Consider the following 21,070-nt stretch of genomic DNA (forward strand, 5'->3'; position numbering starts at 1 on the left):
CGGTGGACTGATGAGTGTTTGGTTTTATTGCCGTTTTTGCGTCTTGCGGTTCTGTGAAACGTGCACGGCGCGGACAGGGCACAGCAGCAGGCGCAGTCTCAAAGAGAAACCGACCACCACCGTCGGAATTGGTCAAAATTTGTGCTATATTCCGCGCCCGCGATTTTTCACTTCAACACCGGTCATCGACATGCAAGCAGCCAAGCCGTTATTTGACTATCCAAAATATTGGGCCGAATGTTTCGGGCCAGCGCCATTCCTGCCGATGAGCAGGGAGGAGATGGATCAGCTTGGCTGGGATTCATGCGACATCATCATTGTTACCGGTGATGCCTACGTCGATCACCCGTCGTTTGGCATGGCGATCATTGGCCGACTGCTGGAGGCCCAAGGCTTCCGCGTCGGGATCATCGCGCAGCCGAACTGGCAGTCCAAAGACGACTTCATGAAGCTCGGTGAGCCGAACCTGTTTTTCGGTGTCGCGGCCGGCAACATGGACTCGATGATCAACCGTTACACTGCCGACAAGAAAATCCGCTCCGACGACGCTTACACCCCGGGCGGCATGGCCGGCAAGCGTCCGGACCGTGCGAGCCTGGTTTACAGCCAGCGCTGCAAGGAAGCCTACAAGCACGTGCCGATCGTGCTGGGTGGCATCGAAGCCTCCCTGCGCCGCATCGCCCACTACGATTACTGGCAGGACCGGGTGCGTAACTCGATCCTGATCGATGCCTGCGCCGACATCCTGCTTTACGGCAACGCCGAGCGTGCGATCGTCGAAGTCGCCCAGCGCCTGTCCTACGGTCACAAGATTGAAGACATCACCGACGTGCGCGGCACCGCGTTCATCCGTCGAGATACGCCAAAAGACTGGTACGAAGTCGACTCCACGCGTATCGACCGTCCGGGCAAGGTCGACAAGATCATCAACCCGTATGTGAACACCCAGGACACCCAGGCTTGCGCGATCGAGCAGGAAAAGGGGCCGGTTGAAGACCCAGGCGAAGCCAAGGTCGTGCAGATCCTGGCCAGCCCTCGGATGACTCGCGACAAGACCGTGATTCGTCTGCCGTCGGTTGAGAAAGTCCGTGGCGACGCGGTTCTTTACGCTCACGCCAACCGCGTGCTTCACCTCGAAACCAACCCGGGCAACGCCCGCGCGCTGGTGCAGAAGCACGGCGAAGTCGATGTCTGGTTCAACCCGCCTCCGATTCCGATGACCACCGAAGAAATGGACTACGTGTTCGGCATGCCTTACGCACGTGTTCCGCACCCGGCGTATGGCAAGGAGAAGATTCCTGCCTACGACATGATCCGCTTCTCGGTGAACATCATGCGTGGCTGCTTCGGTGGCTGCACGTTCTGCTCGATCACCGAGCACGAAGGCCGGATCATCCAGAACCGTTCCGAAGAGTCGATCATTCGCGAGATCGAAGAGATCCGCGACAAAGTCCCAGGCTTCACCGGCGTCATTTCCGACCTCGGCGGCCCGACTGCGAATATGTATCGCATCGCCTGCAAGACCCCGGAAATCGAATCCGCGTGCCGCAAGCCTTCGTGTGTGTTCCCCGGCATTTGCCCGAACCTGAACACCGACCACTCGTCGCTGATCCAGCTCTATCGCAGCGCCCGTGCCTTGCCGGGTGTGAAGAAGATCCTGATCGCGTCCGGCCTGCGTTACGACCTCGCTGTCGAGTCGCCGGAGTATGTGAAAGAGCTGGTGACCCACCACGTCGGTGGTTACCTGAAGATCGCCCCGGAACACACCGAGGAAGGTCCGCTCAACCAGATGATGAAGCCGGGCATCGGCAGCTATGACAAGTTCAAGCGCATGTTCGAGAAGTACACCAAGGAAGCCGGGAAAGAGCAGTACCTGATTCCGTACTTCATCGCCGCTCACCCGGGTACCACCGACGAAGACATGATGAACCTGGCCCTGTGGCTCAAGGGCAACGGTTTCCGTGCCGATCAGGTGCAGGCGTTCTATCCGTCGCCAATGGCCACTGCCACCGCGATGTACCATTCGGGCAAGAACCCGCTGCGAAAGGTCACTTACAAGAGTGACGGCGTGACCATCGTCAAGAGCGAAGAACAGCGTCGTCTGCACAAGGCGTTCTTGCGTTATCACGACCCTAAAGGCTGGCCGATGCTGCGTGAAGCGCTGACCCGCATGGGCCGCGCCGACCTGATCGGGCCGGGCAAAAACCAGTTGATCCCGCTGCATCAGCCGGCGACCGACAGCTACCAGAGCGCCCGTCGCAAGAACTCGACACCGGCCGGCAGCCACAAAGTGGCAGGGGAAAAGACCACCAAGATCCTGACCCAGCACACAGGCCTGCCACCGCGTGCCAGCGATGGCGGCAACCCGTGGGACAAGCGGGAACAGGCCAAGGCAGCGGCGTTCGCCCGCAACCAGCAGGCGGCCAAGGAGCGCAAGGACGCGGCCAAAGGCAAAGGGCCTAAACCGGCCCGCAAGCCAGTCGTGCCGCGTTAGTCTGCGTGCCATATCGCAAAACGCCAGCCTCAGTGCTGGCGTTTTGTTTTCTAGCGAGTGTGCGGGTGCGGCCTGTTTGCTAAGGTGACGCGCGCTTCGATGGCTGCCCGGGACAACCGATTTCCCTGTACAACGCCAAATATTGTGGGAGCCGGAACTCGCCTGCACAGGCAACAAGGATCTCACCCCCGATTCTCAAGGACGATTCACATGAGCAACCCCTTACCGGGCATCGGCATGGACTACAGGCCCGCCAACGCATCGAAAGCCAGCTCAACCTGCCACGCCTGTTCGCCGCCATCGACGCCGACCCCGGAATCGTCGGCGCGGGCGTGGTGTACATCGACGCCGAATTCAACGTAGTGACCCTGCGCGAGTTCAAGCCGATTTGTAGTATCGCACCCAAACGCGTGATTCTGCGCGAGGCCAAAAAGTACCTGGCTCCGCAGCAATTTATCGAGCAAGTGAAAAGTAGCCCGCGCGAGTCGCAGCTCGGAATCGAAGTCACTAATGCAGGCTTATCCTGTGTCGCCGCGGTGATCGGTTGGGTGGTGGTTTTCAGCGGCAGCGTTGCCGTGCCCTTTACTGCAGGAGCAAGTGTCTGGATGGTCGCTCTCGGCGCATCGGCTGCCATGGCGGGAACCGGACAATGCATAATCGGTGGTATGCGAGTTGTTAACGAGCTGACCAATCCTGCTGACAACGATGAGATGAATGATGCCGATTGGTACAACACGGTATCGCCAATTCTTGACACAGTTTCCCTGCTGGGTGCCGGCGGGTCGGCTTTGACCACCGTTCGCCTGCTCAAGGCCAATAAAGCGTCCGACACTGGCAAGAGTTGGTATCAGTTGCTTAAGGGGTTGAACCGACAAGAACGAGGGAAGCTAACCAAGGAGTTGCTGACGCTCCGGGACCCAAGCCTGACCCCTAAGCTGCTTAAATTACAACAACGAGCGGGGACATTACCCAAGCGCTACTCCTCGGCTGAAATCAAGCACGCTACCTTGACTCAGATTAAAGACTCCTTGGGTGCAGCTCTCGGTGTGACTGGTAGTTACACGGGGAATGGGCATGTGAAAACCGTCGCCGTTGGATTGTACGAGGAGTTCACAGAATGATTGGCGGAGGATCACTGAAAAGCTTTCTCGCTCGGTATTTTCCGGTCTTCATGGGCACTATCCTGCTCGGGTGCTTTTCTGCGTCAACGCTTCTTTCTCTGGCTGGGACTACTTATTGGCGTGTTCTGGAGCCTTCCGTCAGGATCGACTATGCAGGACTCGGCGCGTTGGTATTGGTGCTTATTCTGGTTCTGGGCAACTTCATGATTGCCCGTGGACGCGCCTGGGCGGTGTGGTTGGTTACAGGCTATTTCCTGGGATGTCTGGCGGCGGTATTGCCGATGTTTGCGTATCGGCCGCATCAGGGGGTGTACGTATTCGCCGTGCTGCTGCCATTGATGGGCCTGCTGCTGCTCAACAGCAAACGCCATCGGGAAATGCGCGCACGGCTTCTGGAAATTCGCCACGAACGCCAGCGGATCAAGCGCGAGGCCAAGCGACAGCGTAAAGCCCGCTGAGAAGGCCAAGTTTCATGGGCCTGTTAATCGCCTTATCGCGTCGCAAACGCCCTCGGAGTTGTGCAGCCTGTTTGCTAAGGTGACGCGCGCTTCAATGGCTGCCCGGGACAACCGATTTCCCTGTATAACGCCAAATCCTGTGGGAGCCGGGCTCGCCCGCGATGACGGCGGCACAGGCAACAAAGATCTCACCCCCGATTCTCAAGGACGATTCACATGAGCAACCCCTTACCGGGCATCGGCATGGACTACAGCCCCTCCCAGTTCATGGCCCGCCAACGCATCGAAAGCCAGCTCAACCTGCCACGCCTGTTCGCCGCCATCGACGCCGACCCCGGAATCGTCGGCGCGGGCGTGGTGTACATTGACGCTGAATTCAACGTAGTGACCCTGCGCGAGTTCAAGCCGATTTGCAGCATCAAGCCCAAGCGGATCATTTTGCGCGAGGCGCAGAAGTACATTGCGCCTGCTCAATTCGCCCAGCAGGTGCGGGACAATCCGCGTGAATCGCGCCTGGTTGGTGAGGCAGTCAACACCAGCTTATCGTGCGCGGGTGCAGTGATCGGCTGGATCGTAGTGCTCAGTGGCTCCGTGGCTATTCCGTTTTCGGCAGGGGCAAGTACGGTGGTCGCTGCGCTCGGTTATACCGCTGCGGCTGCCAGCTCAGTGCAGTGTTTTGCCAGCGGCTATCGGACCCGCAATGAGATCGTCAACCCTGCCCGTAACGATGAGCTCGACAGCGAAGAGTGGTACCAGTACACCATGATTGCGCTGGATGCTGCGTCCTTGGTCGGGGTAGGCGCATCCACGCTGACAACACTCAAACTGGTCAGGCTGAATAAGGCCACGACCGGGAAAAGTGTCAGGGAAGTGCTCAGGGGGCTGAATCGACAGGAACGTGCCAAACTGACCAAAGAACTATTGAGCATCAACGACCCGCGCTTGACGTCGAAGATGATCAAGTTGAAGCAGTTGTCGGGTGAATTGCCCAAGCGTTTCACACCCTCCGAGGTCAAGCATGCAACGGTCACTCAGATAAAAGACGCCTTGGGCGCCGCTATCGGTTTTACCGGCAGTGCAATTTCGGGGAATGTCCGCACCATTGCCGTAGGCCTGTACGAGGAGGCTGAGCAATGAATGAGCTGCCCAGCATTCGCAATTTTCTATCGAAGTATTTCCCGGTCTTTATGGGGTCAATATTCGCGTCAATTTTTACCCTGGTCTTTGCGGTGCCTTTGTTTTTCGAAAGCTATTTTCGAAACCTTCCGTTGGCTGACAACGCCAAGTACTCTTTTTTCGGGGGGATCGCGCTGACCCTCATCGTCGTGCACTGCAATTTCATGGTCGCGCGCGGTCGCCCGCAATGGGTGCGGCCTCTGGTCGTACTCCTGGCCCTTTGTTTTCTTGGGGTATTGCCCACCATTGCATATGAGGTGCATCCCCTGATTTATGCTGTGACGTTGCTGTTCCCACTGCTGGCGCTATTGCTGCTCAACAGCAAACGTCACCGCGAGATGCGCCAGAAGCTGCTTGAAGTACGTCACTTGCGCCAAGCTGTTATTGCAAAGCACAAAGCCCGTTAGTTGGGTAGATTCAGCACCCGCCCCTCACACGTGCGCCACAAATATGTGCAGCCCTCGCACTATAACCGCAGCCACGGCGCCGTTTTGGTGCTGTACTGCACCGGGGTCTGTTGATAAAGCGCAATGACCGCTCTGGCATAAGTCTTGCGCGCTTTGTGTCTATGCCCTGGCTCGCAGGAGGCCGCCGTGTCGATTCATGTCGCGTTGCACCACGTTACGCATTACCGCTACGACCGCGCTGTCGAGCTCGGTCCGCAGATCGTTCGGCTGCGCCCGGCTGCCCACAGCCGCACGCGGATACTGTCCTATGCGCTGAAAGTCTCGCCCGAGCAACATTTCATCAACTGGCAGCAAGACCCCCAGGGCAATTACCTGGCGCGGTTGGTGTTCCCGGAGAAAACCGATGAGCTGCGGATCGAGGTCGACCTGCTGGCCGAGATGGCGGTCTTCAATCCGTTCGATTTCTTTCTCGAGCCCTACGCTGAGAAGATCCCTTTCGCCTATGCCGCTGATGAGCGCAAAGAGCTGGCGCCGTACCTGGAAACTTTGCCCCTGACGCCGAAATTCAAGGCCTATCTGGATGGCATCGATCGCACGCCGCTACCGAGCGTGGATTTCCTGGTCGCGCTCAACCAGCGCCTCAGCGATGACATCGGCTACCTGATCCGTATGGAGCCAGGCGTACAGACCCCGGAACACACCCTTGAGCATGCCTCCGGCTCCTGCCGCGACTCGGCGTGGTTGCTGGTGCAATTGCTGCGCAACCTCGGCCTGGCGGCGCGTTTCGTGTCCGGTTACCTGATTCAGTTGACCGCCGATGTCAAAAGCCTCGACGGTCCTTCGGGGACCGAAGTGGATTTCACTGACCTGCATGCCTGGTGCGAGGTCTATTTGCCCGGTGCTGGCTGGATCGGCCTGGACGCGACTTCAGGGCTGTTTGCCGGTGAAGGACACATTCCGTTGGCCTGTAGTCCCGATCCGTCCTCTGCGGCACCGATCAGTGGCTTGGTGGAACCGTGCGAGTGCGAATTCACCCACGAAATGTCCGTGGAGCGGATTTGGGAAGCGCCGCGAGTCACGAAGCCCTACACCGAAAACCAATGGCTGGCGATTCAGGCACTGGGTCGGCAGATCGATGCCGACTTGCTCGAAGGCGATGTGCGCCTGACCATGGGGGGCGAGCCAACTTTCGTTTCTATCGATGACCCGGACGGCGCCGAGTGGAATACCGCTGCGCTCGGGCCGGACAAACGTCGGCTGTCGGCCGAACTGTTCCAGCGCATGCGCAAGCATTACGCGCCCAAGGGGCTGGTGCATTTCGGTCAGGGCAAGTGGTACCCCGGCGAGCAACTGCCGCGCTGGTCGCTGAACTGCTACTGGCGCCGCGACGGCGTGCCGATCTGGCACAACAGCGCGCTGATCGCCGATGAGCAGGAAGATTACGTAGCAGATGGCGAACTGGCCGGACGCTTTCTGGCGAGTGTCGCCGAGCGTTTGAAAATTCCGACACGCTTTGTGTTTCCGGCCTACGAAGACAATTTTTATTACCTCTGGCGCGAAGGCGCGTTGCCGCAGAACGTCAGCGCCGAAGACTCACGTTTGGAAGAACCTTTGGAGCGTGCGCGACTGCGTAAAGTCTTCAGCCAGGGCCTGGACAAGGTGATCGGCCAGGTCTTGCCATTGGCGCGCACCGCCAAGGGCGATCAGTGGCAGAGCGGTCGCTGGTACCTGCGTGAGGAGCACTGCCGACTGGTGCCAGGGGATTCGCCGCTGGGGTATCGCTTACCTCTGGCGTCGCAGCCCTGGGTGAAAGCGGCGGAGTATCCGTTTATCCATCCGACGGATCCGAATCAGGATTTCCCTGAGCTGCCGGACACCGACCAGCTAAAGAATCACGCTCAACCGAAAACGGCCGACGAGCGTGCGCCAAAGATCGACGAATCCGCCGACTGGCTGACCCGTACCGCGTTCTGCGCCGAAGCGCGAGAAGGACGGTTGTACCTGTTCATGCCACCGCTGGAACGGGTCGAGGACTATCTGGAACTGGTCGCCGCCATCGAAGCCACCGCCGAGGAACTGCATTGCCCGGTACTGCTGGAAGGCTATGAACCGCCGAGCGATCCGCGCCTGAGCAATTTCCGCATTACCCCGGATCCGGGTGTGATTGAGGTCAACGTACAGCCGTCCGCCACGTGGGATGAGTTGGTGGAGCGTACCGAATTTCTTTACGAAGAGGCGCGCCAGACCCGACTGACCACCGAGAAGTTCATGATCGACGGCCGGCACACCGGCACTGGCGGCGGCAACCATTTCGTATTGGGTGGCGCGACCCCGGCTGACTCACCGTTTCTACGCCGTCCCGATCTGTTGCGCAGCCTGATCAGTTACTGGCATAACCACCCGTCCTTGTCGTACCTGTTTTCCGGACTGTTCATCGGCCCGACGTCCCAGGCGCCGAGGGTGGATGAAGCGCGCAACGATTCGCTATATGAGCTGGAAATCGCCTTCGCACAGATGCCGAAGCCGGGCGAAGAATGTCCGCCCTGGCTGGTGGATCGCTTGCTGCGCAATTTGCTGATCGATGTGACCGGCAACACCCATCGCGCCGAGTTCTGCATCGACAAACTCTATTCGCCGGACGGCGCCACCGGACGCCTCGGATTACTGGAGCTGCGAGCCTTTGAAATGCCGCCCCATGCGCGCATGAGCCTGGCTCAGCAGTTGTTGCTGCGGGCACTGGTGGTGCGGTTCTGGCGTGAGCCTTATGCACCGCCGAAACTGGCGCGCTGGGGTACAGAGCTGCACGACCGGTTCCTGTTGCCGCACTTTATCGAGCAGGATTTCGCTGATGTCATCGTCGACCTCAATGGCGCCGGTTATCCCGTGCGCTCCGAGTGGTTCGCGGCGCACCTGGAATTCCGTTTTCCCAAGGTGGGTGACTACGCCGTCAGTGGCATCGAACTGGAATTGCGTCAGGCGCTGGAGCCTTGGCATGTACTGGGCGAGGAAGGCGCGGCGGGTGGCACGGTGCGTTATGTGGATTCGTCACTGGAACGCTTGCAGGTCAAACTCAGCGGCCTGCCGCCCCAGCGTTATCTGCTGACCTGCAATGGCATCCCGGTGCCGTTGCAACCTACCGGTCGGGTCGGCGAGTTCGTCGCCGGTGTACGTTTCCGTGCCTGGCAACCGTTCAACTGCCTGCAACCGACCATCCCGGTCCACGCGCCGCTGGTGTTCGACTTGCTCGACACCTGGATGGGGCGTTCGCTGGGCGGCTGTCAGTACCACGTCGCCCATCCGGGCGGGCGCAACTACGACAGTCTTCCGGTGAACGCCAATGAAGCCGAGAGCCGACGGATGGCGCGATTCTTCCGTCTCGGACACACACCTGGGAAACTTCCTATACCGAATCTGGAAATTAACGACGAGTTACCCATGACTCTCGATTTACGACGTTTCTAAACCGTACGCGACGCTCGGATTTTTCGTCTATCCGGGCGTCATGAGCCTGCGTTAGTCTGACCGTTCTTTGCTGTCTGCCGAGCTTTCCATGCCTGACCTGCTTGACCGCTACCCGCTGACCGCGGGCACCTACCACGAACTGCTCGACGACAGCGGCGCCGTGCGCCCGCACTGGCGGCGGCTGTTCGATCAATTGCAACGCAGCACGCCCACGCAACTGGCGCAGCGTCAGGCGCTGTTGACCCGGCAGATCCAGGAAAACGGCGTGACCTACAACGTCTACGCCGATCCCAAGGGCGCCGACCGGCCTTGGGAGCTGGATCTGCTGCCCCATGTGATTGCCGCCGATGAGTGGGAGCAGTTATCGGCCGGGATCGCTCAGCGGGCGCGCTTGCTCAATGCTGTGCTGGCGGACCTGTACGGCCCTCAGCGCTTGATCGCCGAAGGCCTGCTGCCGGCTGAGCTGGTCTTCGGTCACAACAACTTCCTCTGGCCTTGTCAGGGCATTGCGCCGCCCGACGGGGCTTTTCTGCATTTGTACGCCGTGGATCTGGCGCGTACGCCTGACGGCCGTTGGTGGGTCACCGCGGACCGGACTCAAGCGCCGTCCGGTGCCGGCTACGCCCTGGAAAACCGCACCATCGTGTCCCGGGCCTTTCCCGAGTTGTACCGCGATTTGAAGGTGCAGCACCTGGCCGGATTCTTCCGTACCCTTCAGGAAACCCTGGCCCGTCAGGCGCCGAGCGATGAGGAAGTGCCGCTGGTGGTACTGCTGACGCCGGGGCGTTTCAACGAAAGCTATTTCGAACATCTGTACCTGGCTCGTCAGCTCGGTTATCCGTTGGTGGAAGGTGGGGATCTGACGGTCCGGGATGCCACGGTCTATCTGAAAACCTTGAGCGGCCTGCGTCGGGTTCACGCGATCATGCGTCGGCTCGATGATGATTTCTGCGACCCGCTGGAGTTGCGCACCGACTCGGCCCTCGGCGTGCCGGGGTTGCTCGAAGCGGTGCGCCAGGGTCGGGTGCTGGTGGCCAACGCCCTCGGCAGCGGCGTGCTGGAATCGCCGGGGCTGCTGGGCTTCCTGCCGAAGATCAATCAGTTTTTGTTCGCAGAAGAGCTGATCCTGCCGTCCATTGCGACTTGGTGGTGCGGCGAAGCGCCGGTGCTGGCCCAGGCCCTGGAAAAACTGCCGGAACTGTTGATCAAACCGGCGTTTCCGTCGCAGAGTTTCGTCCCTGTGTTTGGTCGTGATTTGAGTGAAAAGCAGCGCCAGGCCCTGGCCGAACGCATGCAGTCACGGCCTTATGCCTATGTTGCGCAAGAATTGGCGCAGCTATCCCAGGCGCCGATCTGGCAAGCCGAAGGTGGTCAGTTGCAACCGCGAGCCATCGGCATGCGCATGTATGCAGTGGCCAGCCGGGACGGCTATCGAGTGCTGCCCGGTGGCTTGACCCGGGTTGCCGCCGAGGCCGACGCCGAAGCGGTGTCGATGCAACGCGGCGGCGCGAGCAAGGACACCTGGGTGTTGGGCGATCGTCCGCCCAGCGGCGAACAATGGAAAGCCCAGCGCAACATTGGCGTTCACGATCTGGTGCGACGCGACCCGTATCTGCCGTCGCGGGTGGTCGAGAACCTGTTCTGGTTCGGCCGTTATTGCGAGCGCTGCGATGACAGCGCGCGACTGCTGCGGATCATGCTGGCCCGCTATGTCGATGGCGATGACCCGCAAGCCCTGGAGGCGGCGGTCGATCTTGGTGAACGCTTGAATCTGTTGCCGGAGGAGGGCGAGTTGCCGGAGCGTTTGCTGGCGGCGCTGCTCGGCGATGATTGGCCGTTCAGCCTGCGCTCCAACCTGCAACGCTTGCAGTGGGCGGCCTCACAAGTACGTGGCAAGCTTTCACGGGAAAACTGGCAAGCGTTGGTGGAGTTGCAGCGCGAAGCCATGGAACTGGAAACCGAAGAGCCGGATTTCGGCGAGTTGCTGGATTTCCTCAACCGGTTGGTGATGTCGCTGGCGGCGCTGTCCGGTTTTGCCCTGGACGACATGACCCGGGATGAAGGCTGGCGTTTCCTGATGATCGGTCGGCGGATCGAACGGCTGCAATTTCTCAGCGGCAGTCTGGCGGCGTTTCTGCGTGGTGCCGCGGCCTTCGATCAGGCCGGGCTGGAATGGCTGCTGGAGCTGGGCAACAGCAGTATCACCTACCGCTCGCGGTACCTGGCGGTGGCGCAATTGATCCCGGTGCTCGACCTGTTGCTGCTCGACGAGCAGAACCCTCATGCGGTGTTGTTCCAGTTGAAACTGGTGACTCGCACATTGAAGCGCTTGAGCGACGACTTTGGTGCGCCTCGCGAAACCGGCCTGCCGCAGTTGGTGGAGCGACTGGCGCGCTTCGATCTGGGCTGCCTGGAAAACTCACTGTTTGGCGAGGCCAGTGTTCGCGCTGCCATCGAAGGGCTGGCCGATCTGCTGCAGGAGATCGCAGACGCCAGCGGACAAGTATCGGATCGCCTGGCCTTGCGCCATTTCGCCCATGTCGATGATGTCAGCCAACGCACGGTGTCCGTCTGATGAATGCCCATTACCAGATTTTCCACGACACCCATTATCACTATGACAGCCCGGTATCCCTGGCCCAGCAGCTGGCGCATCTGTGGCCGCGGCTCTGTGCCTGGCAGCGCTGCACCGAGCAACAATTGCAGATCAGTCCCGAGCCGACTTCACGCCGGGATGAGCTGGATGTGTTCGGTAATCCGTTGACCCGGCTCGCGTTCGAGCGGCCCCACGATGAATTGCTGGTCAATGCCCGGCTCACCGTCGAAGTGCTAGCCCGGCCATCGCTGGACTTCAATCAATCGCCAGCCTGGGAAAATACCTGCAATGCACTGACCTACAGCAGTCAGCCGCTCTCTCCTGAACTGCTGGAAGCCTGCCGTTATCGATTCGAATCGCCCTATGTGCATTTGAAGCGCAGCTTCGTCGAGTTCTCCGAAAGTTGTTTTCCTCCTGGCCGGCCATTGTTGCTGGGGGTTCAGGCGTTAATGGAGAAGATCTTCAGCGAATTCACCTTCGACGCCGAAGCGACTCAAGTGGCAACACCGCTGGTGGAAGTGCTGGAGAGGCGGCGCGGGGTTTGCCAGGACTTTGCGCATTTGATGCTTGCTTGTGTGCGCTCCCGTGGATTAGCGGCGCGGTACATCAGCGGCTATCTGCTGACCCAGCCACCCCCGGGCCAGCCACGGTTGATCGGCGCCGATGCGTCGCATGCGTGGGTGTCGGTGTTTTGTCCGGTGCTGGGTTGGGTGGATTTTGACCCGACCAACAATGTGCGGCCAGCGCTGGAGCACATCACCCTGGCCTGGGGCCGGGACTTTTCCGATGTGTCGCCGTTGCGTGGGGTGATCCTGGGCGGTGGCAGCCACGACCCGGAGGTTCGGGTTACCGTGATGCCATTGGAGTGACGCAGATCCAGTGTGTGCGGGCTTGCTCGCGAAGGCGGCGGCACATCCAACATCTATGTGGCTGACTGGCCGCTTTCGCGAGCAAGCCCGCTCCCACATGGGGATGTGCAAGTCAGTTCTGGAGGGGTATTTTCAGGTGGGACTGTGAGGGTCAGCAACATCGTTGCTGACCCTGGACACAGATCCGGTGGGCCTGATCAGATCATCGGGCCCTGAGGGTCTCAGGCGTCGGGCGCCTGATCTTTCGGTGCTTCAGTTTCATCTGTAGCCACTTCGCCTTCGGTATCCGGGTTCAGTGCTGCTGCTTCTTCTTCAGCTGTAGCTTTCTTGCGCTGAAGCTTTTCCTCTTTCTTCTGCTCCTTGGCCAAGTCTCTCTGACGTTTGGCGAAGGAATAATTAGGTTTAGCCATGGGCGATCCTCTGGGGTCGAAGGTGAGGTTGAGCGGCGCATATTCTGCCCTGTATCGGTGTCGAGCCGTTAGCTGGGTTTTTGCTCGGTCCATTTTGGTGGCACCGAAGGTTGCCAGGCGTCCAGTGCATCGAGCAGGGTTTGCGGCGATTCGCTCATTTGCAGCATGTCACGGTGCTGCCCGCGAACGAAGCCTTCGCCGACGATATGATCAAGAAAAGACGTCAATTTGCTGTAGAAACCGTTCACTTCCAGCAAGCCCAGCGGTTTGCCGTGATAGCCGAGCTGGCCCCAGGTCCAGACTTCGAACAGCTCTTCCAGTGTGCCCAGGCCGCCAGGCAGGGCGATGAAGGCATCGCTGAGCTCGGCCATTCGCGCCTTGCGAGCATGCATGCCGTCAACTACTTCCAGTCGGGTCAGGCGACTGTGGCCGATTTCCTTGTCTTTGAGGCTCTGCGGGATAATCCCGATCACTTCACCGCCGGCCGCCAGTGCGGCGTCGGCCACGATCCCCATCAGCCCTACGGCGCCGCCGCCATAGACCAGGGTCAGCTTGCGCTCGGCCAATGCTCGCCCCAAGGCGACAGCCGCTTCACGATAGGCCGGATTGGTGCCGGTGCTGGCACCGCAAAATACACAAACGGACGCTAAAGACATGCCTTACTCCATGGTCATCAGGGCCACAGAGTAAAGGCAGGCTTGCATCGTTCCAAGGACTAAACTTCGTGTTGAGGTGTTTCGTAAGTACCGCTGGCACCACAGGCATAGGCGGCGAGCAAACTGCTCAACAAGCTGTTGAAAGACATGACAGACGCTCCAGATGTGAGATGACGGTCCTGATGATAGGGCCGTACCAGACGTCTGGCTGGTAGATTGTTTCGATGAGTGTCATAGCTCGAAAGTTGTATACAATTTTTGATTCAAGTCATATGAACTTGCGAAGATTTCAGGCAGTCTTCTGCCCATTCGCACTTTTGTTAACCCTGCCTTGGAGATTCACCATGTTTGCCAAACTTGTTGCGGTATCCCTGCTGACACTGGCCAGCAGCCAATTGATGGCTGCCGAGTGCAAGACCACCATCGACTCCACCGATCAGATGTCCTTCAACACCAAAGCCATTGAAATCGACAAGAGCTGCAAGACCTTCACCGTTGAGCTGACTCACTCCGGCAGCTTGCCGAAAAACGTCATGGGTCATAATTGGGTGCTGAGCAAAGAGGCAGACATGCAGCCGATCGCCACCGACGGCCTGGCCGCTGGCATCGACAAGCACTACCTGAAAGAAGGCGATGCCCGCGTCATCGCCCACACCAAAATCATCGGTGCCAAGGAAACGGATTCGGTGACTTTCGATGTGTCGAAACTTGATGCTGCCGAGAAATACGGCTTCTTCTGCTCGTTTCCTGGCCACATCTCGATGATGAAAGGCACTGTTACGCTGAAGTAATCGATTCAAACGCATAAAAAAGCGTCCGCTCGGGACGCTTTTTTTGTGCCTGACGATAGACCGAGTCATCGTTCTTCGCGGGCAAGCCACGCTCCCACAGGATTTGCGTCGTGCCCATTACCGGCGTCCGACACAAAACCTGTGGGAGCGTGGCTTGCCCGCGAAGGCGTCGGTACAGACGCCGACGTCCTTATGGCGCGAACGGCATCACCCGCTTGTGATGAGTCTTCTTGTACGTATCACAGATGATCTTGAACGCTTCCTCGCGCACCGGCTCGCCATGCAGGAAGGCGTCGATCTCGGCGTAGGTCACGCCGTGGGACGCTTCGTCCGGTTTGCCCGGCGAGAGGTCTTCGAGGTCGGCGGTCGGGATTTTTTCCACCAGCGCCTCCGGTGCGCCGAAGCTGCGGGCAATCGCCCGGACCTGATTTTTTACCAGGCCGCTCAGCGGTGCGAGGTCGCAGGCGCCGTCACCGAACTTGGTGAAGAAGCCCATCACGGCTTCCGCTGCGTGGTCGGTGCCGATCACCAGGCCATGAGTCGCGCCTGCGATGGTGTATTGCGCGACCATGCGCATCCGCGCCTTGGTATTGCCCAACACGAAATCCACCGAGACCGCGTGCTTGCCTTCGAAAGCTGCCACTTCACTGGCCAGGGATTTGACCGCCGGGCCGATGTTCACCGTATGGCGCTCGTCCGGAGCGATGAAATCTACCGAGGCCTGGGCGTCGTGTTCATCGAACTGCGTTTCGTACGGCAGACGCACGGCGATGAATTTGTAGCTGCTATCACCGGTGCGTTCGCGCAATTCCCGCATGGCGCGCTGGGCCAGCAGGCCGGCGGTGAGGGAATCGACACCGCCGCTGATACCCAACACCAGCGTCTTGAGCCCGGCATTGACCAGGCAGTCCTGAATGAAGGTGATACGCCGGGCGACTTCAGCCTCGAGGGCGAGTGGGTCCGCGAAGGGCGGTTGGACCTTGAGCTGCTCAGCAATCTCACGCTGTACGGCTTGCATGAATTCACTCCTTGCTTGATGGGCTTGATGTACTGGAAATGGCGGCAGGTACTTGGAAAACATGTCGCAAATAGGCGACGAAATTCGGGTCTTTGCAGTGAGTCTTGCCAGGCTCATCAGAAATCTTGGCCACCGGCTGGCCGTTGCAGGCCGTCATTTTAAGCACGATGCTCATCGGTTCGACACCCGGAATATCGCAGGTCAGGTTAGTGCCGATACCGAAGCTGACATTGATCCGACCGCGCAATGCCCGAAAAATCTCCAGAGACTTGGGCAGCGTCAAACTGTCGGAAAACACCAGGGTCTTGCTCATCGGGTCGATGCCGAGTTTGTGATAGTGGGCGATGGCTTTTTCCGCCCAGAGCACCGGATCACCGGAATCGTGGCGCAAGCCGTCGAAGAGCTTGGCAAAGAACAGGTCGAAATCGCTGAGGAAAGCATCGGAGGTGATGCAATCGGTCAGGGCGATCCCCAACAGGCCACGGTATTCGCGGACCCAGCAATCAAGGGCGGCAATCTGGCTGTCGATCAGCCGTGGACCGAGTTGCTGGTGGGCCATGATCCATTCATGGGCCATGGTGCCCAGCGGCTTCATGTCCAGCTCCCGGGCCAGGTGCACGTTGCTGGTACCGACGAAACGCCCGGGGAAGTCGTGCTTGAGCACGTTCACCACTTCCTCCTGCACGCGGTACGAGAAGCGACGGCGGGTGCCGAAATCGGCTACTTGCAACTCGGACAATTCGTCCACGCTGGCATTGGCGGTCAGCCAGTCGAACTTGCGATAGAGCTGCTCGCGGGCCTGTTCCAGGACGATTTCCCGGTAGCGATAGCGGTTGCGCACTTCGCTGACGATCGCCAGCAACGGCACCTCAAACAGAATCACATGCAGCCACGGCCCGCGCAGGCGGATGAACAACTCGCCGTTTTCAATGCCGGTATGGATGTAGCGCAAGTTAAAGCGAAACAGCCCGAGAAAACGCAGGAAATCCGGTTTCAGGAAACTGATGTGCTCCAGGAAACTCAACTGATCGGCACTCAGGCTCAACTCGGCCAGGCGCTCGATCTGGAAGCGGATCTCCGCCAGGTAAGGGCGCAGATCCTCACTGTTACGGCAACGAAACTCCCATTCGACTTCCACGTTCGGGTAGTTGTGCAGCACCGCCTGCATCATCGTCAGTTTGTAGAAGTCGGTGTCGAGCAGGTTCTGCACGATGCGATCGGCAAACACACTCTCGCTCATAACGGGGTTCTCCAGGCTGGCCGCGGCCCGTGGCAGCGACGTTGCAGCTGTTTCAATGAATGGGGCTAGTGGCGCATATCCAAGGTGTGGATTGCCAGCGATTTTTTGCTTTCGCGGTGGGCTCCTCCCTACTGTGCCTCTGGTGCTTTCTATACATCCCGGCCAATAGCCTCATCTGCTTCGCGATACACCTCAAGCGCGGCTTGAATGACTAGCTCAAGACGCTCCCAACTTTTTAAATACTCTTCAAGATACGAGTGCCGAGGAACGAGGCTGGTTTCAACAGCTTTAATCATCGCCGCTTTGAGCATGTCATGGGTTGCTGTTTTAGACATGAATGACCTCTCCCTTGAAAGTGATCTGTTCCAGTGCGTCGACACCATCCTGTAGCAATACATAAGCTGGAAGTATCAGCCGATAGAAGTCTGAGTCGTTGGTATGTTTGATAGTGACAGATGTTAATGTCTCTAAAAGGCTGGCAGCGGCGCGAATTCTGAAACAGGCATCTTCAAATAACTGATTGGGTGCTGCATGTGAGTCTATAAAAAAGGTCGGGATATTGGTTGCATTGGCTTTAAGAGGGTAATAGCGATCCATGGGATAAAGTCCTTCAGAAAATTGTAGGCGTGACAGGTCGAAGAGTGCTTTGTTCTTTTAGTTTGGTTGCAAAGGTATTGTTGCTGTATGTGCTGCTGAGCCATTACTGAATTGAATGGCTCAGTATCTGTTCTGTTTTAAGCGGGCTGTGTGCTAGCCCCGGAGGAAGGAGAGGGCACGCTACGATTCATTGTGCTTGGGTCGCTGGGCTGCGGTGGCCACGCCAAAGGATCGAGATCTAGGTCAAGGAACTTGCTTGAATCGAAAACAGGTGTCTTGATCCCGGCGCGACGTTGTTCATCATAGTCATGCAAGATGCGCATGCAGATTTTGAAGAGCAGGGCCATGGCTATAAGGTTGACCAATGCCAGTAGCGTCATGGTGATGTCTGCAAAAGCAAGTACGGTGGACAGATCCTCGACTGATCCCCAGAACACTAGAATCAACACTAACGCACGATAGAAGATCAACGTTTTATGAGGCTCGCCGAACATGAACCGTAAGCTGTTTTCTCCCAGGTAATAGTTGTAAAGCATTGCTGTGAATACGAACAACGCAAGCACCACACTTATGAACATTCGTCCCCATTCGCCGACCACGGCGGCTAGCGAGTTTTGTGCCAGGGCAATGCCGTCGCCCTCGAAACCTGGCGTGTAGAAACCTGAAAGTAAAATGAGTAATGCGGTACACGTGCAGATTACAAAGGTATCGATGAAGACACTGAATGCCTGCACCACGCCTTGTGCCACCGGGTGGTCGATCTTGGCCACCGATGCAACATTGGGTGCGCTACCCAGTCCAGCCTCATTGGAGAACACTCCACGCCTCACGCCCATAACGATTGCGCTGCCGACTAGCCCACCAAAAGCCTGATCCAGTCCAAACGCACCTTTGACAATAGTCATGAACATTGCCGGGACTTGGTCAAATTGCAGCACGATTACGTAAGACGTCACGCCGATGTAAGCGAGGGCCTTGAGGGGCACTAAAAGATCGGCAACCGCCGCTATCCGCTTTATACCGCCAATAAACACTATTCCCAGCATCAGCGATAGCGCGAGCCCAGACCAAGTGGTCGACAGACCAAATGCATCGTTGAGCGAGTGCGATACGGCATGAGACTCCAGACCGTTGATAGCAAAGCCGAAGGTGACCAGAAGCAGGAGAGCGGCAATGGTTCCGAGCCAGCGTTTGCCCAAACCATGCTGGATGTACCAGGACGGGCCTCCACGATATAGGCCATTTCCATCGCAGCGCTTATAGAGCTGGCCCAGTGCGCATTCGAAGAAGCTGCTCGACATACCCAAAAGAGCTGTCATCCACATCCAGAACACTGCGCCGGGCCCTCCCATGCTCACGGCAATGCCGACGCCAACGATATTGCCGGTTCCGACCCGGCCGGCAAGGCTGAGCGTCAATGCCTGCAATGAACTCAAGTGATGATTGCTGGTATGCCAACTGCCGCGTAATACCGAGATCATATGTATGAAGTATCGGAGTTGGACAAATCTTGACCTGATTGTGAAGTAACTTCCCAGTCCAAGAACTAAAGGTATCAAAACCTTGCCGGAGAGAAAGTCGTTGATGATGTCAAGCATTCAAAGCTCCTTGCTATTTAGAGTGCTGGCGGATTGAAGGTGTAGCGAGTCCAGAAAGCTTTTAGGGCCCGTAATATCCGGTCATCTATCGCTGTGCGCAATTTCGCAAGTTGGTTAAAAACGATGTGAGTTGATGCTATGTTCGAGTCTTCTGACACTATTGTGATGGACTTGTATGCGTGATTTTCTTCCTGCTAACTTAAGGCTGCTGTGTAGTCACTACCGATCTGTCGCTGAAGTCTGTAGGAGGCTTCGGATTAATCGTGGACAATTTAATAAGTACCTGTGCGGAAATAGCCTTCCCACACCCTTTAATCTTAAGAGGATCTGCGATTTTTTCGGAGTCGAAGAATTCGAAATAGGTTTGCCGACAGAGCAATTCACTATTCTTATTGGCGCTAAAGCGAGGCGAATTAGTCCTTCCAGCGAGGCGACGGCACCACAGCGGATGCTTGATCACCTTCGTCAACAGTCTTCGTCGCAGCTAAAAGCCCACACGGGTTACTACTACGAGTACTACCATGCAATGACAGAGCCCGGTTTCATTCTGTGTTCCCTGGTGCATATACGCGAGGAAGGGCAGCATTTCGTATACGAACGAAATGAGCGCTTACAGATAGCCGGGGCGGATGGGGAGTTTGAGCGGTATCGATACGTGGGGATTGCCTACTACCTACAGGACCGCTTGTTCCTCATTGATTATGAATCGCTGACGTCCAACGAGATTAGCCAAACCATTCTTATCCCGAGCTTCAAAAGCTGTATTACTCGACTCAATGGCTTGAAGATGGGCGTTTGCGCAGCTGACCATCGTACTCCTGCGTGTTCGAGGGTGGTTTGGGAGTATCTCGGGCTGGAGATCAATCGAATCAATGCGTATCGCAGGGTGCGCCTATACAGCATGGATGATCCCGCCATCGATGATGATTTGCGCGGGCGTCTCGCTCAAACCAAAGTCGTCGATGGCCGCTTTGTTATTGCGTGACGCCACGATGAGCCTGACAAACCGTGTTGCTGGATTTGGGGCCGCTACGCAGCTCAGCGGGGCGGTGCGGCGCTCCGACAAGCCCCCTCGCCACAAATGTCATTTGCCACAGTTGATGTGTGAGGCTTCAAATCGGCGGCGCATCCGGACTATCAATCTGCTCCAGCATCCACTTCACAAAATCCCGCACCTTGGGCACTTCCGCCGAATGCTCCGGATACGCCAGGTAATAGGCGTCAGTGCTGGGCATTGCATGCTGCCAGGGAATGACCAGTTTGCCGTCGGCCAATTCCTCTTCCACCAGAAACCGTGGCAGCAGCGCCACGCCGCAGCCGACCTGGGCGGCGCGGATGCACATGTAGAAGGTTTCGAAACGCGGGCCGTGATAGCTGTGCTCGGTGTGGTAGCCCTGACTGTCGAACCAGTCGTGCCAGGCCTGGGGCCGCGAAGCATTTTGCAGCAGGACCAGGTCGGTGAGTTGCGTAGGGTCGGTGAACGGCGTGTCCGGCAGGCTGCCCGGCGCGCAGACCGGCACCAGCTCCTCGCCAAACAGCTTCAGGCATTCGGTGCCGGGCCGTGAACCCTGGCCAAAATAGAACGCCAGGTCGCTGCGACCTTGCAGCAGATCGTCGGCTTCCTGTTCGCTGCACAGGTCCAGATGGATCGACGGATGACGCAGGCGCCAGCCTTTCAAGCGTGGCACCAGCCAGCGCGCACCGAAGGTCGGAGGTGTGGAGACGCGCAGGACTTCAGTATCACCGCCGTAGGAGCGCAGGTAATGGGTCGACATTTCGACCTGGGTGAGGATTTTTCGCACCTCCACCAAGTACAAATCGCCGGCGGGGGTCATTTGCAGGCGTCGACGCACCCGGCGGAACAGCAGGTGTTGCAGCAATTCTTCGAGTTGTGCGACTTGTTTGCTCACGGCGCTCTGCGTCAGGTTCAGCTCTTCGGCGGCACGGGTGAAGCTCAAATGCCGGGTGACGGCTTCGAAGCATTGCAATGCAGTGATCGACGGCAAGTAGCGTTTATTCAGCATGGGTGGTCCTTTTTCTTGTTTCTCTATGCTCTTTTTTACCGGCAGATTCGCAGCATGAATAAACGGAATGATATCTCTCTTAAAGGTCGTTTGTTGGGTAACCTCGACAGCGCTAAAACTACAGGTCTGATCAGCCGGATAAATCCGGCTGCA

At 58.1% G+C, this 21,070-nt stretch carries 17 protein-coding genes and 1 pseudogene; 10 read left to right on the top strand and 8 right to left on the bottom strand.

The annotated features are described in order from the left end of the window. Positions 1-190 precede the first annotated feature (190 nt). The 8 genes and pseudogenes from ACA044_RS02915 (at position 191) to ACA044_RS02950 (ending at position 12,583) form a co-directional block, all read left to right on the top strand. Positions 191-2,494, top strand: coding sequence for a YgiQ family radical SAM protein (locus ACA044_RS02915; RefSeq protein ID WP_497445075.1), 2,304 nt, complete (start codon positions 191-193; stop codon positions 2,492-2,494). 210 nt (positions 2,495-2,704) lie between these two features. Then, positions 2,705-3,615, top strand: a pseudogene (ssp4, locus tag ACA044_RS02920) (Ssp4 family T6SS effector). Then, complete coding sequence (locus tag ACA044_RS02925) at positions 3,612-4,073, top strand: hypothetical protein (RefSeq protein ID WP_497445076.1); 462 nt, start codon at positions 3,612-3,614, stop codon at positions 4,071-4,073. Before ssp4 (ACA044_RS02920) ends, ACA044_RS02925 begins: the two are co-directional and overlap by 4 nt. 216 nt (positions 4,074-4,289) lie before the next feature. Next, positions 4,290-5,210 carry an Ssp4 family T6SS effector gene (gene ssp4, locus ACA044_RS02930; RefSeq protein ID WP_497445077.1) on the top strand — a complete coding sequence of 307 codons (921 nt, stop codon included), beginning with the start codon at positions 4,290-4,292 and terminating at the stop codon, positions 5,208-5,210. Beyond that, positions 5,207-5,656, top strand: coding sequence for a hypothetical protein (locus ACA044_RS02935; protein ID WP_497445078.1), 450 nt, complete (start codon positions 5,207-5,209; stop codon positions 5,654-5,656). The genes ssp4 (ACA044_RS02930) and ACA044_RS02935 overlap by 4 nt, the downstream gene beginning before the upstream one ends. Before the next feature lie 186 nt (positions 5,657-5,842). After that, the gene (locus ACA044_RS02940) at positions 5,843-9,118 is read left to right on the top strand and encodes a transglutaminase family protein (protein ID WP_497445079.1); all 3,276 of its coding nucleotides are present in this window, start codon (positions 5,843-5,845) and stop codon (positions 9,116-9,118) included. Positions 9,119-9,206: 88 nt separating this feature from the next. Then, positions 9,207-11,693, top strand: a complete 2,487-nt coding sequence (locus ACA044_RS02945) for a circularly permuted type 2 ATP-grasp protein (protein WP_497445080.1) — start codon at positions 9,207-9,209, stop codon at positions 11,691-11,693. Continuing rightward, a complete protein-coding gene (locus ACA044_RS02950; protein ID WP_497445081.1) occupies positions 11,693-12,583 on the top strand; it encodes a transglutaminase family protein in 891 nt (296 codons plus the stop codon). The genes ACA044_RS02945 and ACA044_RS02950 overlap by 1 nt, the downstream gene beginning before the upstream one ends. A 221-nt stretch (positions 12,584-12,804) precedes the next feature. Here the strand turns inward: ACA044_RS02950 and ACA044_RS02955 are convergent, their stop codons facing one another. Both ACA044_RS02955 and ACA044_RS02960 read right to left on the bottom strand, forming a co-directional pair. Beyond that, on the bottom strand, positions 12,805-12,993 hold the full coding sequence (locus ACA044_RS02955) for a hypothetical protein (RefSeq protein ID WP_007902706.1): 189 nt from the start codon (positions 12,991-12,993) through the stop codon (positions 12,805-12,807). 68 nt (positions 12,994-13,061) lie between these two features. Beyond that, positions 13,062-13,649 carry a cytokinin riboside 5'-monophosphate phosphoribohydrolase gene (locus ACA044_RS02960; protein ID WP_497445082.1) on the bottom strand — a complete coding sequence of 196 codons (588 nt, stop codon included), beginning with the start codon at positions 13,647-13,649 and terminating at the stop codon, positions 13,062-13,064. 344 nt (positions 13,650-13,993) lie between these two features. Here ACA044_RS02960 and azu point away from each other — a divergent pair, with 344 nt between their 5' ends. Continuing rightward, positions 13,994-14,440 (top strand): azurin, encoded by a 447-nt coding sequence (gene azu, locus ACA044_RS02965; RefSeq protein WP_497445083.1) that lies wholly within the window; start codon positions 13,994-13,996, stop codon positions 14,438-14,440. Between the two features lie 190 nt (positions 14,441-14,630). Here the strand turns inward: azu and nadE are convergent, their stop codons facing one another. The 5 genes from nadE to ACA044_RS02990 form a co-directional block, all read right to left on the bottom strand. Continuing rightward, a complete protein-coding gene (gene nadE, locus ACA044_RS02970) occupies positions 14,631-15,458 on the bottom strand; it encodes an NAD(+) synthase (RefSeq protein WP_497445084.1) in 828 nt (275 codons plus the stop codon). A gap of 4 nt (positions 15,459-15,462) precedes the next feature. Then, positions 15,463-16,698: a nicotinate phosphoribosyltransferase gene (gene pncB / locus ACA044_RS02975; RefSeq protein ID WP_497445085.1), complete on the bottom strand. Its 1,236-nt coding sequence runs from the start codon at positions 16,696-16,698 to the stop codon at positions 15,463-15,465. A 149-nt stretch (positions 16,699-16,847) separates the two neighbouring features. Next, on the bottom strand, positions 16,848-17,033 hold the full coding sequence (locus ACA044_RS02980; protein ID WP_497445086.1) for a hypothetical protein: 186 nt from the start codon (positions 17,031-17,033) through the stop codon (positions 16,848-16,850). After that, positions 17,026-17,295, bottom strand: coding sequence for a hypothetical protein (locus tag ACA044_RS02985; RefSeq protein ID WP_497445087.1), 270 nt, complete (start codon positions 17,293-17,295; stop codon positions 17,026-17,028). The genes ACA044_RS02980 and ACA044_RS02985 overlap by 8 nt, the downstream gene beginning before the upstream one ends. Before the next feature lie 137 nt (positions 17,296-17,432). After that, positions 17,433-18,893 carry an alanine/glycine:cation symporter family protein gene (locus tag ACA044_RS02990; RefSeq protein WP_497445088.1) on the bottom strand — a complete coding sequence of 487 codons (1,461 nt, stop codon included), beginning with the start codon at positions 18,891-18,893 and terminating at the stop codon, positions 17,433-17,435. Positions 18,894-19,068: 175 nt separating this feature from the next. Here ACA044_RS02990 and ACA044_RS02995 point away from each other — a divergent pair, with 175 nt between their 5' ends. Beyond that, on the top strand, positions 19,069-19,878 hold the full coding sequence (locus tag ACA044_RS02995; RefSeq protein WP_497445089.1) for a helix-turn-helix domain-containing protein: 810 nt from the start codon (positions 19,069-19,071) through the stop codon (positions 19,876-19,878). A 127-nt stretch (positions 19,879-20,005) separates the two neighbouring features. On the opposite strand, the gene ACA044_RS03000 is transcribed toward ACA044_RS02995, so the two are convergent. Continuing rightward, positions 20,006-20,917, bottom strand: coding sequence for a LysR family transcriptional regulator (locus tag ACA044_RS03000; protein WP_497445090.1), 912 nt, complete (start codon positions 20,915-20,917; stop codon positions 20,006-20,008). Positions 20,918-21,070 lie beyond the last annotated feature (153 nt).

The sequence above is a fragment of the Pseudomonas sp. LBUM1673 genome (assembly GCF_059695645.1).